The sequence below is a fragment of the Antarcticimicrobium sediminis genome (genome assembly GCF_004348975.1).
GTDB lineage: Bacteria > Pseudomonadota > Alphaproteobacteria > Rhodobacterales > Rhodobacteraceae > Antarcticimicrobium > Antarcticimicrobium sediminis.
The window spans coordinates 70832-84160 of sequence record NZ_SMFP01000009.1 but is presented as its reverse complement, the minus strand read 5'-3'; the positions used below and the strand labels follow the sequence as shown (position 1 = coordinate 84160).

Annotated in this window: 16 protein-coding genes; 8 read left to right on the top strand and 8 right to left on the bottom strand. The window is 64.0% G+C overall.

Annotated features, from left to right (window positions below; genetic code table 11):
* Positions 1-2: 2 nt before the first annotated feature.
* Positions 3-416 (bottom strand): Hsp20 family protein, encoded by a 414-nt coding sequence (locus tag E1B25_RS14155; RefSeq protein WP_132830167.1) that lies wholly within the window; start codon positions 414-416, stop codon positions 3-5.
* A gap of 160 nt (positions 417-576) precedes the next feature.
* Between E1B25_RS14155 and E1B25_RS14150 the strand changes: the two genes are divergently transcribed.
* The 3 genes from E1B25_RS14150 (at position 577) to E1B25_RS14140 (ending at position 2481) form a co-directional block, all read left to right on the top strand.
* A complete protein-coding gene (locus tag E1B25_RS14150; RefSeq protein WP_132830166.1) occupies positions 577-801 on the top strand; it encodes a YdcH family protein in 225 nt (74 codons plus the stop codon).
* A 122-nt stretch (positions 802-923) separates the two neighbouring features.
* Positions 924-1412, top strand: coding sequence for a 5-(carboxyamino)imidazole ribonucleotide mutase (purE, locus tag E1B25_RS14145; RefSeq protein ID WP_132830165.1), 489 nt, complete (start codon positions 924-926; stop codon positions 1410-1412).
* On the top strand, positions 1405-2481 hold the full coding sequence (locus E1B25_RS14140; protein WP_132830164.1) for a 5-(carboxyamino)imidazole ribonucleotide synthase: 1077 nt from the start codon (positions 1405-1407) through the stop codon (positions 2479-2481). The genes purE and E1B25_RS14140 overlap by 8 nt, the downstream gene beginning before the upstream one ends.
* A 100-nt stretch (positions 2482-2581) precedes the next feature.
* Here E1B25_RS14140 and E1B25_RS14135 read toward each other — a convergent pair whose 3' ends face one another.
* The 7 genes from E1B25_RS14135 to E1B25_RS14105 all read right to left on the bottom strand — a co-directional run bounded on the left by E1B25_RS14135 (position 2582) and on the right by E1B25_RS14105 (position 9637).
* Complete coding sequence (locus E1B25_RS14135; RefSeq protein ID WP_132830163.1) at positions 2582-3733, bottom strand: alpha-D-ribose 1-methylphosphonate 5-triphosphate diphosphatase; 1152 nt, start codon at positions 3731-3733, stop codon at positions 2582-2584.
* Positions 3730-4515, bottom strand: coding sequence for an esterase/lipase family protein (locus tag E1B25_RS14130; protein ID WP_132830162.1), 786 nt, complete (start codon positions 4513-4515; stop codon positions 3730-3732). Before E1B25_RS14130 ends, E1B25_RS14135 begins: the two co-directional genes overlap by 4 nt.
* A gap of 47 nt (positions 4516-4562) precedes the next feature.
* Complete coding sequence (locus tag E1B25_RS14125) at positions 4563-5408, bottom strand: DMT family transporter (protein ID WP_132830161.1); 846 nt, start codon at positions 5406-5408, stop codon at positions 4563-4565.
* A 13-nt stretch (positions 5409-5421) separates the two neighbouring features.
* Complete coding sequence (locus tag E1B25_RS14120) at positions 5422-6549, bottom strand: DUF8173 domain-containing protein (protein WP_245510723.1); 1128 nt, start codon at positions 6547-6549, stop codon at positions 5422-5424.
* Between the two features lie 257 nt (positions 6550-6806).
* Positions 6807-8459 (bottom strand): chaperonin GroEL, encoded by a 1653-nt coding sequence (groL, locus tag E1B25_RS14115; protein WP_132830160.1) that lies wholly within the window; start codon positions 8457-8459, stop codon positions 6807-6809.
* 43 nt (positions 8460-8502) lie between these two features.
* Positions 8503-8790, bottom strand: a complete 288-nt coding sequence (locus E1B25_RS14110) for a co-chaperone GroES (protein WP_132830159.1) — start codon at positions 8788-8790, stop codon at positions 8503-8505.
* 175 nt (positions 8791-8965) lie between these two features.
* Positions 8966-9637: a DUF2161 domain-containing phosphodiesterase gene (locus tag E1B25_RS14105; RefSeq protein WP_132830158.1), complete on the bottom strand. Its 672-nt coding sequence runs from the start codon at positions 9635-9637 to the stop codon at positions 8966-8968.
* A 133-nt stretch (positions 9638-9770) separates the two neighbouring features.
* Between E1B25_RS14105 and E1B25_RS14100 the strand changes: the two genes are divergently transcribed.
* From E1B25_RS14100 to E1B25_RS14080, 5 genes are all read left to right on the top strand, one after another.
* A complete protein-coding gene (locus tag E1B25_RS14100) occupies positions 9771-10691 on the top strand; it encodes a manganese-dependent inorganic pyrophosphatase (RefSeq protein ID WP_132830157.1) in 921 nt (306 codons plus the stop codon).
* Between the two features lie 64 nt (positions 10692-10755).
* A complete protein-coding gene (locus E1B25_RS14095; RefSeq protein WP_132830156.1) occupies positions 10756-11166 on the top strand; it encodes a DUF1294 domain-containing protein in 411 nt (136 codons plus the stop codon).
* A gap of 247 nt (positions 11167-11413) precedes the next feature.
* Positions 11414-11788: a hypothetical protein gene (locus E1B25_RS14090; RefSeq protein ID WP_132830155.1), complete on the top strand. Its 375-nt coding sequence runs from the start codon at positions 11414-11416 to the stop codon at positions 11786-11788.
* A 105-nt stretch (positions 11789-11893) separates the two neighbouring features.
* The gene (locus E1B25_RS14085) at positions 11894-12769 is read left to right on the top strand and encodes an HAD family hydrolase (RefSeq protein ID WP_132830154.1); all 876 of its coding nucleotides are present in this window, start codon (positions 11894-11896) and stop codon (positions 12767-12769) included.
* A 103-nt stretch (positions 12770-12872) separates the two neighbouring features.
* Positions 12873-13316 (top strand): MaoC family dehydratase, encoded by a 444-nt coding sequence (locus E1B25_RS14080; protein ID WP_132830282.1) that lies wholly within the window; start codon positions 12873-12875, stop codon positions 13314-13316.
* Positions 13317-13329 lie beyond the last annotated feature (13 nt).

Genomic DNA, 13329 nt, shown 5'->3' with positions numbered 1-13329 from the left:
CGTTACCCCTTTCTGATGTTGATGGTCTGCACCACGGTTTCCGGTCTGGCGCGGGTCAGGTCCACATGCAGCAGACCGTTCTCCATGATGGCCTCGCCAACCTCGACACCGTCAGCCAGCACGAACATGCGCTGGAATTGACGGCTGGCAATACCTCGATGAAGGAACACGCGCCCTTCGCTGTCATCGCCTTGGCGGCCGCGGATCACCAGTTGGCGATCCTCGACGGTGATCGACAGATCCTCCTCGGCAAACCCGGCGACAGCCAGGGTGATGCGATAGGAATGGTCCGAGGTCTGCTCGATATTATACGGGGGATAGCCTTCATTCCCCGACTTGGCCGAGCGTTCCAACAGGCGTTCCAACTGCTCGAATCCCAACAGTTGCGGGTATGACCCCAGGGTAAGTTTCGACACGTTTTTCGTCCTTTTTCACCAAAGCGACGGTTCATACGGCCCCGTCAGGCGACCGCATGAGGTAAATATGGGCAGAATGGCGTGGATTAACAAGGGCTAGGCGAACCACTCAGATCGGCGTAGTCTGAACGCGACCAAGGACACAACCCGCGAGTGCCGCATGAACGCCAGAACCGACATCTCGATGAAAACCGACGAGGTGCTGCGCGTCGAGTTGCAGGAGTTCCGCCGCCAGCACCGCGATCTGGACGAGGCCATCTCGGCCTTGGTCGAACGCGCCACCGGCGATCAGATCACCATCAGGCGTCTGAAAAAGCAAAAGCTGCGCCTCAAGGACCAGATCGCCCAGATCGAAGACCGGCTGACCCCAGACATCATTGCCTGATATCATCGTCTAAGCGTCCCAAAGCGCAGATCCCACCGCCCGGCCAAAGCCGCATTGCCTGAGGCTATGATTTGGCTATAGTGCGCGCTCTTTCGCAGCAGACGCGCAGCAAGGGGCGATACATGGCCAAACCTTCCGTGGGCATCATCATGGGCAGCCAGTCAGACTGGTCCACCATGAAAGAGGCCGCCGATATCCTCGACACACTGGAGATCGCCTATGAGGCGCGGATCGTCTCGGCGCATCGTACGCCGGACCGGCTGTGGGACTATGGCAAGACCGCCGTCAGTCGCGGGTTGCAGGTGATCATCGCCGGCGCTGGCGGCGCCGCGCATCTGCCCGGCATGATGGCGTCCAAGACCCGCGTGCCGGTGATCGGCGTGCCGGTGCAGACCCGCGCGCTGTCCGGGGTTGATTCGCTGTATTCCATCGTGCAGATGCCCAAGGGGTTTCCGGTGGCGACCATGGCGATCGGCGCAGCGGGTGCCGCCAATGGCGGGCTGATGGCCGCCGGTATCCTGGCCCTTCACGACGCCGCGCTGGCGCAACGACTCGACGCCTGGCGCGCCGCGCTCTCGGCCTCGATCCCCGAGGAGCCGGTCGATGAGTGAACCCCTTCAACCCGGGGCCGTGATTGGCATTCTCGGTGGCGGCCAACTGGGTCGCATGCTCTCCATCGCGGCCAGCCGCCTGGGATTTTCCACCCATATCTTTGAACCCGGCGCCAACCCACCCGCTGGCCAGGTCGCAGCCCAGGTCACGACCGCCAGCTATGACGACGCGGCGGCGCTCACTGCTTTTGCCGAAACCGTCGATGTGATCACCTATGAGTTCGAGAACATCCCGACCGCGGCGCTCGACCTGCTCGAACCGCTGCGCCCGATCCGGCCCGGTCGGCGCGCCCTGAAGATCAGCCAGGACCGGCTGGTGGAAAAGGCGTTTCTCTCTGATCTGGGGCTGAAAACCGCCCCCTTCGCCGCCGTCGATGACGCCGTGGATCTGACCGAGGCGCTGGCCGAGATTGGCGCGCCCGCGATCCTCAAGACCCGCCGCTTCGGCTATGACGGCAAGGGGCAAGCCCGGATCATGGCCCCCGAGGACAGCGCGCAGGCACTGGCCGACATGGCCGGTGCGCCCGCGATCCTTGAGGGCTTCGTCACCTTCAGCCACGAGGTTTCAGTGATTGCCGCGCGCGGGGCCGACGGATCTGTCGCCTGCTTCGATCCCGGCGAGAACGTTCACAACGACGGCATCCTGCACAGCACCACGGTGCCCGCACGGCTCAGCCCGTCGCAGCGCAGCGACGCGGTGCTGCTGGCCGCCAACATCCTCAACGCGCTGCACTACGTGGGCGTGATGGGGGTCGAGCTTTTCGTCACGCCCGCCGGTCTCGTGGTCAACGAGATCGCCCCAAGGGTGCATAATTCCGGCCATTGGACCCAGACCGGCTGCGCCGTGGATCAGTTTGAGCAGCATATCCGCGCCGTCGCCGGATGGCCGCTGGGCGATGGCCAGCGCCACGCGGACGTGGTGATGGAGAACCTGATCGGCGCCGATATGGACCGGCTGCCAGACCTGGCACGCGAAAGCGATACCGCGATCCACCTCTATGGCAAGGCCGAGGTCAAGCCGGGCCGCAAGATGGGCCATGTGAACCGGGTGATCCGACCACCGCGCTGACTCCCCCCGCCAGGAAGAGAGATCCAGCCCCAACTTCTTCTTGTCCCAAATACTCAAAATCCGCCGCGCGCCCGCCATACTCTCTCTGTGCGGCGGAGCATCAGACCAGGAACCGCGCTGCCATCTCGCCCGCCATATAGGCCACCTGCCCGCCGGAAAAGACCGCGACAACGCGCTGCGTCTGCTCTTCCAGCACCAGAAAATCGGCGCGCTTGCCGGTCGTGAGCGTGCCGCGATCGGCCAGCCCCAGCACCCGCGCAGGCCCGGTTGAAACCAGATCCCAAGCCGCCTCAAACGACAGCACGCCGGTTTGCGCCAGCCGCAGCGCCGCGCGGCGTGGGCTGGGGTAATGATAATCCGAGGCCAGCGCGTCACACAGCCCCTCTGTCACCAGATCCAGCGCACTGACATTGCCCTTGTGCGAGCCGCCGCGCACCACATTGGGCGCGCCCAGAATAATTGCGTCGCCCCCCGCGCGCGCCGCCTCGGCCGCCGCCCGCGTTTCAGGAAATTCCGCAATCCGCACCCCGCGCGCGCGCCACGCCGCGCGGTCCTCGGCGGTCTGGTCATCATGGCTCCCCATCCGCAGCCCCTGCGCCGCCAGCCGGGCACAAAGCGCATCAAGCGCCGCCGGAACATCGCCCCCCCGCGCATGCAGATCCAAAAGCAACTCGAAATGGCGATCTGGGTTGCGCCCGGCCTTCAACGCCTGCCCGGTCAACTGTTTTGGCCTGCGCCCTTCGGCCAGCCGGCTATGCGGCAGATGATCGTTGAACACCACATAGGGCACCTGCCACGCCGCCAGTTGCGCGGGCAGATCGGCGTAGGCGTCCAGCAGATGGGTCTCAAACCGCAGCTGCGGGATCAGGTCGGGCACCACCCGCGCCCGCGCGGCGGCGATAGCGGGCATCACCCGCGCCGCGAACTCCGGCCCGCGCAGCCCCCCCTCCCAGCTGTGAAACTGGGCCATGACGGCGGTGGTGATACCATGGGCAGCCAGCTCTGCCGCCGCCGCCGCGATCCCTTCTTCCAGATCGGTCATCGCGCCCCGGCGGGGGGCGACGTGGCGCTCGAACCCGTCGCCGTGCAGATCGACGATGCCGGGCAGGATCAGGCACCCGCTCAGATCAACCGCGCGCCCGCCACGCTCCTCCACGATCCGGCCTTCGGCGAAAGAGAGCCGCGCGGGCACCAACCCCTGCCCCGGCAGCAGCACCTTTGCTCCGGTCATATCCAACGCCAGCGCGCTCATCGGGTCGGCTCCGACTGTGGGGCGGGCGGACAGTCTCCGGTCAGGCAGATCTCGTCAATCTCGCCCAACAGCGCCTCCAGCCATGTGATCTCGGGGTCGAACCGCCCGGTTTCGATGAAATGCAGCGCCTGTGCGATCACGCGCGGATTGTTCATCATGAAGGTATGGGTCACCGGCAGGGTCAGATGCGCCGCCATGCCGTCCACCCGGGTCTCGGCCACCGCGACCTTGCCATCATCCGGCCCGTCGATCAGCGCGCTGAAGATCGGGTTGAGCGTGTCGGCGCCAGCGATCACGCCAAGCACGAAATCCACCGGCGGCAGGGCACGCGGAATGCTGTCCGGCCCGGTGCCCAGTTGATGGCCTGCGGGGCCATTGATCAGGCCAAAAACCTGCCAGTCATCCAGCTCATCCACCAATTGGCTGCCCTGATTGGGCGGGCCCAGCATCACGACCCGACCCAGATGTTCTGGCCAATGATCAGGCCGGTGATCGCGCAGCCAATAGCGCAGCAGAATACCGCCCATGGAATGGGTCACGAAATGCACCGTTTCTCCGTCACAGTCCGCCACCGCCGCCGGAATGGTCTGCGCCGCCAGCGCCGGGATCGGCAGATCGGTCGAGGGATATCCGGGGCGCACCACCCGATAGCCGCGCCCGCGCAGCACCTCGTCCATGATGGTGAAAGAGGCTTCGGTGCGCGCCAGCCCGTGCAACAGCACGACGCAATCGGCCAGTGCCGGGACCGGCCAGAACAGGAGAAGGAAAAGCAGATGTCGCATGGCCGCCAGATAGGCGCTTTGATGGCGGGAGAAAAGTGCCAAGCGTCTCAGTCGCGCGCCCGGCGCGGCAGGGCCAGCGCGATGCCGCCCAGCACCACCGCCGCGCCAAGAATCAGCCGCACGCCCGGCACCTCGCCCAGCAGCGCCGCGCCCGCCGCCAGCGCGATCACCGGCACGCTCAACTGCACCGTGGCCGCCGTTGCCGGGTTCAGCCGCGGCACCAGCGCGTACCACAAGGCATAGCCCATACCCGAGGTCACCGCCCCCGCAACCGCCGCCAACAAGACGCCCGGAGCCGTCACCGGGGCGGCCGCCTGCCCCCAGAGCAACGGCAGCGCCGTGAGCGGCAGGGCAAGACAGAAATTTGCCGCCGTGGCCGAAAGCGCCGCCGGCTCGCCGCGCCCGCTCAGGCTATAGACCCCCCAACCGATCCCCGCCGCAACCATCCACAGCCCACCGCTCAGCGACACCGGCGCGCCACCGGCGGGCCAAAGGACCCAACCCAGACCGGCAAAGGCGACCCCCGCCCCCGCCACCTGCCGCGTTGAGAGCCGGGCCCCGCCCAATGCGCTCAACGTGAACATGGTGATCTGCACCACCCCGAACAGGATCAGCGCCCCCACCCCCGCATCCAGCGTCAGGTAGGCCGCCGAGAACCCCACCATATAGGCCGCCAGCGACAGTGCCCCGGCCCAGCGCCGCCGGTTCCACAGCGGCAGCGCGTGGCGCCGGATCAGAACCAAGGCGACCAGCGTCGCGGCCCCCGCCCCCACCCGAACGACGGCAAAGGCGGCGGGGCCGATGGCGCCACTGTCCACGGCGGCGCGGTTCAGCAACGAGTTAGCGGCAAAGGCCACCATGGTCAGGGCGACCAGCGCGATCAGGCGGTACATCGACGCGCCCCGCTCAGTATCGCGGCGCCCCCATGACATGATCGGGCAGCAGCCGAATCGCCAGCGCCCCCAACCCGGTCAGCAGCACCAGCAGGACGAACAGCCAACCAAGGAAAGGCACCAGCCCGATCACCCCGGCCGCCAGCGCGCCCACACCCGCCGCCAACGCCCGGTCCGCGATCCCGTCCGGCAAGGCCCGCCCCGCCGCCGAGAGCAACGCAACGCCAAAGGCATAGGCCCCGACCACATAGCCAAAGAACCCGGCCAGCACCGCCAGCAGGAAAAAGGCCGGGGTCAGCAAGATACCAATGCCGGTCAAGGCCACCACCAGCCCGGCCCCCGAGATCGCCGAAAGCGCGACAAAGCCCGCGCCCAGCGTGCGCCCGGGCCGATCAAGGATGCGCCGCCGCATCGCCGCCAGCGCCTCGGGCACCAGCGCCGCGATCAGCGCGGCAACTGCCGCCACCACCAGCACGCCGAACACGAATCCCCCCAGCACCCCGCGCCATGACATCATCTGCGGCCCGTGCCAGTCGCCGCCCCAGTCCTCGCTTTGGCGGCGCTCAATGCGATCTGCCGGGGCGACCGAGGCTGGCACCGTCACGCTTCCCGGATGCGCCTCGTACAGGGTCAACATCCCGGCAACGCGGGCATTGGGGCCAAACGTCACCTGCCGCGCCGTCAGCGCCAGATCGCCGCCGATCGCACTGTCCAGCTCAACCCGTTCTCCGGCCAGCATGGCATAGCCGCCAATATCGCCGACAATCTCCACTTCGGACCCCGAGGCACGCAGATTTCCCGCGACCGGCCCGCGCAGCGTGATCTCTTGCCCGAACAGCGTCGCATTTCCCGCCACAGCCCCGGTCACCGCGACTTGCTGTCCCATCGCATAGGCATTGCCGCCGATATCGCCCGACAGGGTCAACCAGCGCCCCGCCACATGCGCCGTGCCGGCGATGTCAGCGGTTGCGCTCACCCGTTCACCACCCAGAAACAGATCGGCGCGCCCCTCCTCAGAAAAGGTCAGGGTCTGCGCTGCGCGAAAGGCATCGCTGCCAATGGCATAGCGACCGCCCTCTTCATCGGCCAGCGCCGCTGTCGTCAGCAGCACCGTGGTCAGAATGGAAATGAAAAACCGCATATCGAACTCCCCGCAAACACGTCACTCAGGTTAGGCTATACTCAGGTTAGGCTATCCGGCAGATATGACAATTGCGATTGCCGGTTCACGATCACGTCAATCAGGCGGGCACGCGCCGATCCGGGCACACACACCGATTCGGGCAACGGACCGCGCCAAACGCAGCAAAGGCGCCCCAAGGGACGCCTTTGCCTGATTTTCGGTAAGATTAGGGGCGCGGCGCCCCCGGCAGAATTCGCTGACGCGAGTTCGCCGTCTTACATCATGCCGCCCATGCCGCCCATGCCGCCCATGTCGGGCATGCCGCCGCCAGCGCCTGCGCCGTCTTTGGCGGGCTTGTCAGCAACCATGGCTTCGGTGGTGATCAGCAGACCAGCAATCGAGGCCGCATCCTGCAGCGCGTGACGCACTACTTTGGCGGGGTCAATCACACCGAATTTGAACATGTCGCCATATTCGTCGGTCTGAGCGTTGTAGCCAAAGGTCACGTCGTCGCTTTCGCGGACTTTGCCAGCCACCACGGCACCGTCAACACCGGCGTTCTCGGCGATCTGACGCAGCGGCGCTTCCAGCGACTTGCGAATGATAGCGATGCCATTGGTCTGGTCAGCGTTTGCGCCTTCCATACCGATCAGCGCCTTGCCGGCCTGAACGAGGGCAACGCCGCCACCGACAACGATACCTTCTTGCACGGCCGCACGGGTCGCGTTCAGGGCGTCATCAACACGGTCTTTGCGCTCTTTGACTTCGGTTTCGGTCATGCCACCGACGCGGATCACGGCAACACCGCCGGCCAGTTTGGCCACGCGCTCTTGCAGTTTTTCACGGTCGTAGTCGCTGGTGGTTTCTTCGATCTGGGTGCGGATCTGGGCAACACGTGCTTCGATCTCGGCCTTGTCGCCAGCGCCGTCAACGATGGTGGTCTCGTCTTTGGTGATCTGGATTTTCTTGGCGGTGCCGAGCATGTCCATGGTGACATTCTCAAGCTTCATGCCCAGATCTTCGCTGATCACCTGACCACCGGTCAGGATAGCGATGTCTTGCAGCATCGATTTACGACGATCGCCAAAGCCCGGAGCTTTGACAGCCGCAATTTTCAGGCCGCCGCGCAGTTTGTTGACAACCAGGGTTGCCAGCGCTTCGCCTTCAACGTCCTCGGCAATGATCAGCAGCGGCTTTTGCGACTGGATCACCGACTCGAGCAGCGGAACCATGGCTTGCAGCGACGAGAGTTTTTTCTCGTGCAGCAGGATCATGCAGTCTTCCAGCTCGGCAATCATCTTGTCCGGGTTGGTGACAAAATAGGGGCTCAGGTAGCCGCGATCGAACTGCATGCCTTCGACAACAGTGGTCTCGGTTTCCAGACCCTTGTTCTCTTCGACGGTGATCACGCCTTCGTTGCCGACTTTCTGCATCGCGTCAGCAATTTGCTGGCCGATCTCGGATTCGCCGTTGGCGGAGATGGTGCCAACCTGCGCAACTTCGGCGCTGTCGGTCACGTCGCGGGCTGCGGCTTTGATGCCGGCAACCACTTTCGCAGTGGCCAGATCGATCCCGCGCTTGAGATCCATCGGGTTCATGCCCGCGGCCACGGCCTTCATGCCTTCGCGCACGATGGCTTGTGCCAGAACGGTGGCAGTGGTGGTGCCGTCGCCTGCTTCGTCATTGGTGCGGCTGGCGACTTCTTTCACCATCTGCGCGCCCATGTTCTCGAACTTGTCTTCAAGTTCGATTTCCTTGGCAACCGACACACCGTCTTTGGTGATGCGCGGGGCGCCGAAGGATTTGTCCAGGACCACGTTGCGGCCTTTCGGGCCCAGGGTCACTTTCACCGCGTTTGCCAGGATGTTCACACCCTTGAGCATCTTGTTGCGGGCTTCGGTGTCAAATTTGACGTCTTTTGCAGCCATTGCTGTTTTCCTCGTCTAAATTGGTTTCAGGGAAAGGACGATCTCAGGCGATGATGCCGAGAATGTCGCTTTCCTTCATGATCAGCATGTCTTCGCCTTCGACAGAGACTTCGGTGCCGGACCACTTGCCGAACAGCACTTTGTCGCCAACGCTGACCGCCATCGGGATCAGCTCGCCGCTGTCCTTGCGGGCGCCTTCGCCACAAGCTGTGACGATACCTTCAGCGGGCTTTTCTTTCGCGCTATCGGGAATGATCAGGCCGCCGGCGGTTTTTTCTTCGCCTTCTAAACGGCGCACCAGCACCCGGTCATGAAGTGGTTTGAATGCCATCTTTGCAGCTCCTTGAGGCTCAAAGTTCGTTATTGATTTGGGCTCCCCTCGTCTTGGGGGCCGTTAGCACTCACTAAGAACGAGTGCTGACGAGGCATAGCTAGGAAGAGCGCTGGCCCATGTCAATACGAGTCTTTGCGAAAGCCATGTCAGAAAGTCACGTCACGAAGCCACGTCATCCCGTGCCCCAGCTATAGGCCCAGTGCACCAAACCATCGGACCCCGCCGGGGTCAGCGCATAGACCCCCTTCTCCACCCGCTCGAACCAGCCATAGTGATTGTCGGCCATCAGCCGGGTCGCCCCGGCCACGCCGGTGGCGCGGGCAACCAAGGCGCCCTTTTGCGCCCCATGCTCGGCCAGATGCGCCGCGCAGCGCAGCGCATCCTGACGATAGGCGGTGACGATCCCGTGCCGGGTTGCACCGCCCGCATTCGGGTCCCCCTCCAGCCGGTCGAATTCGCGCAGCAAACGCGCAGTACGCGCCTTGGACTTGCGCGGGGCATAGGGGCCGGGATCGCAATGCACCTCGGCCCGGCCATCGCTGCGCACCGTGATCAGCCCGACACCCAGCCGACGGCACAGCGCCAGATTGTCCCGCAGTGCACCGCGCGCGGTGCGCCCGGTGGGACGCGGCACGGCGATATAGACAAGGTCGCTCACCGACTGGCGGGCAATCGCCTGGTGAAACAGGCTCAACGAAAACCGCAGCTTCAGTTCGACGATGACCGGCGGTTCATCGCCGCGCCGCGCCATCACATCGACCGGGCCCACCTCGCCCTTGACGCAATAGCCCTGCCGCTCTAGCAGCGCCTTGATCGGCGGATAAAGATCTTGTTCCCGGCTCATCGCGGCGCACCCTATCCGATCAGATTTCGCGCGTCCAACGCACAGCCGCGCAGGGCAAGAAACCCCACGTGACAAGCGCGGGAGCCCCGATTATAAGCGCGCAAAATCCACCCTCATTGAACAGGACGCGATTATGAGCATTCAAGTCTTTGGCCACAAATCCCCCGATACCGATTCCACCGGCTCTCCGATCCTCTGGGCCTGGTACCTGAACGAGGTAAAGGGCGAAGCCGCCACGCCAAAGCTTCTGGGCGAGCCCAACACCGAGGCCGCCTTTGTTCTGAAACGCTGGAACCTGGACAAGCCCGAAATCATTTCCGCCGTCGCCACCGATGCGCCCGTGGTCATCGTCGATACCAACAACCCCGCCGAACTGCCCGCTGACATCAACGGTGCCGACATCCGTGCCATCATCGACCACCACAAGCTGGTCGGCGGCATCGAAACCAAGGGTCCGATCGACATCACCGTGCGCCCGCTGGCCTGTACCGCAACCATCATGATCGACCTGATGGGCGACGACGCCGCCAAGATGCCCGACGCGATCAAAGGCGCGGCGCTGTCGTGCATCCTGTCCGACACGCTGGAATTCCGCAGCCCGACCACCACCGATCATGACCGCGCCGTGGCGGAAAAGCTGGCCACCGATCTGGGCATCGACATCGCCGCCTATGCCGCCGAGATGTTCGAGGCGAAATCCGATGTTTCCGCCTTCTCCGATGCCGAACTTCTGCGGATGGATTCCAAGGAATACACCATCGACGGCAAGGACTTCCGCATCTCCGTGCTGGAAACCACCGCGCCGAAAATCGTGCTCGACCGCAAGGTCAGCCTGATGGACTCGATGGTCGATGTCGCCAAGGAAGACGGTGCCGATCAGGTGCTGCTGTTCGTCATCGACATTCTGAACGAAGAGGCCACGCTGCTGGTGCCCAACGATCTGGTCAAGACCGTGGCCGAGAAAAGCTTTGGCGCCACCGTTTCAGGCGACACCGTGGTCCTGCCCGGCATCATGAGCCGGAAAAAGCAGATCATCCCGAACCTCAAGGTCTGAACGTCGTTTAAGCGGAGGCGTCCCCAAAGGCGCCTCCGTTCGGTTTTCAACTGTTGTTCCTCCAATGATTATTGTTTTCCTCTTCCTCCTGAACCTCTTTGCCCTCTTCCTGTTCGACTGGGACAAGACCCAGGCCGCCCGCCAAGGGTGGCGCGTCTCGGAGCGCAATCTGCTGTTTCTCGCCCTCTGCGGCGGCTGGCCGGCGCTCAAACTCGGGCAACGGTGGTTTCGCCACAAGACCCGCAAGCAGCCTTTCAAATCCCGACTGAACCTGATGATCGCCCTCAATCTGGTGGCCGTCGCGGCGATCGGGTATGTCGCCGGACCCGAACTGCGGGCGCAGGCCTTTGGCTGGCCCGAGACTTCACTCTCCACCCTGCTGCGCGAATCGCACCCGCAACGCCCCAAGGTCGGGTTTGGACAAGACCGCCCCTCGCAGGGAACGCACCGGTTTTTCCAGCCAGCGCGGAACTGAGCCGCCCCCGCGACAAGCGGCAGGCAGATCAGGATCGGCCACCCCAACAGCCTCAGCACCGACCCAGCAACCCGCCCCTTGCTCGCATCGGCGTCCCAAACTCTTTGGGGGGGCTCCCAACTTTTTCGCTGGAATCCCCACCTTCGATAGGGCACCACAAATCGAAACAAATTAACCGTCGCAGAAGCGCACGTCGGGTCTGAAAAACATCACCGGGCCAGAAACCCAGTCTTTCCAAAGGATTAAAATGCTCAAAAAACTCATTCTCGCCGGGGTGATCGTTCTCCCCGTCGCCGCCTGCGACACTTGGGACACCACCAATATCGACAGGGACTTGCGCAAGGCCCCCGTAGAGGCTGTGCGCGCAGAACAGGTGGAGCTGACCAGCGCGCCGTTCGATGCCGCCCACCAGCAGAAACTGGCGGATCTCAAGGTAACTGTGAACAAGACGACGGCCTTCCATCCGGCCCCGACCGTGGCGATGGTGGAAACCAAACTGCGCGAAGACGCCTCCAAACTCGGGGCAACCAAAGTTGTCGATGTGCGGATTTCCGAACCCCAGATCTCGGCCCTCAGCTGGGGCACCCGGACCGGCAGCGGGGTTGCAGTGAAGCCAAACTAGGCCTTCACAGCGCTCCGCCGCCCACCCTATTCAGGCAATGGCCAAACCGGAACGCGTGGGGCATAAGTGCGGAGAAACACCGCCCCCCACCATCCGCAGGCCCCCATGACCCAGATCATCAACGCCCTTTCCGACATTTCCGACCGCTACGACGTTCTGTTCGTCGATCTCTGGGGCTGTGTGCATGACGGGGTGCGTGCCTATCCGGCGGCGGTTGCGGCGCTGCAGGCCTATCGCAAGGGCGGCGGCACCGTGGTGCTGGTTACCAATTCGCCCAAGCCCCGCGTTGGCGTCGCCACCCAGATGCGTACATTCGGCGTGCCAGACGACGCCTATGACACCATCGCCACCAGCGGCGACAGCGCCCGCGCCGCCATGTTCGAAGGCGTGGTCGGCGAAAAGGTCTGGTTCATGGGCGAATGGGAGCGCGACCACGAATTCTTCGAGCCGATGCACGTGATCCACGATCCCGCCCCGATCACCCGCGTGCCGCTGAACGAGGCCGAGGGCATCGTCTGCTGTGGCCCGTTCGACCCGATGGCCGACCCGGCGGTGAACCGGCCGGAATTCCTGCTGGCCAAGACAAAGGGGCTGAAACTGCTCTGCGCCAACCCCGACATCGTGGTCGACCGGGGCGAAACCCGCGAATGGTGCGCCGGTGCCTTGGCCCGTCTTTATACCGAGATGGGCGGCGAAAGCCTGTATTTCGGCAAGCCGCACCCGCCGATCTATGACCTCGCCCGCCGCCGTTTGATCGAGATGGGCAAGGATGTGCCCAACGCCGCGATCCTCGCCATCGGCGATGGTATCCACACGGATATCGCCGGTGCCATGGGCGAGGATATCGATTCCCTCTTCATCACCGGCGGGCTGTCGGCGCGCGACACCCAGACCACGCAGCAACCGGACCCGCAGGCCCTGAGCGCCTTTCTGGAAACCGAGAAAGCCGCGCCCAGCTTTGCCATCGGACAATTGCGCTAACATAAAAACCGCTTGATTTTCTGCACCTGCAAAGTAATAAAGTTGCCGTGACCTCCAGTTATGGCGCATATTTATTGCGGCTCAGATGAGACAAGAGGACGATATGTTGGACAACCTGCCCCGCGGCACGATCTGTATCGAAGACATCGAGATGGGCATGACCCGCCACCTTCGCAAAGTGGTAACGGACGCGGATATCGAGATGTTCGCGCAGGTCTCCACCGACCGGAACCCGGTGCATCTGGACGACGCCTACGCGCAGGACACCATCTTTGAGGGGCGAATCGCCCACGGCATGCTGACCGCCGGGCTGATCTCGGCCGTGATCGGTGAACAGCTGCCGGGGCATGGCACCATCTATATGGGCCAAACCCTGAAATTCCTTGCCCCCGTGCGCCCCGGCGACACGGTCTATGCCGAGGTCAAGGTGATCGATTTCGACGTCGCCAAACGTCGGGTCAAGCTGGATTGCTTTTGCTCGGTGGATGGCAAGAAGGTTCTGGCGGGCGAGGCCACCGTGCTCGCCCCCAGCCGCAAGTTCGACTGATCCCAGCGCGCCC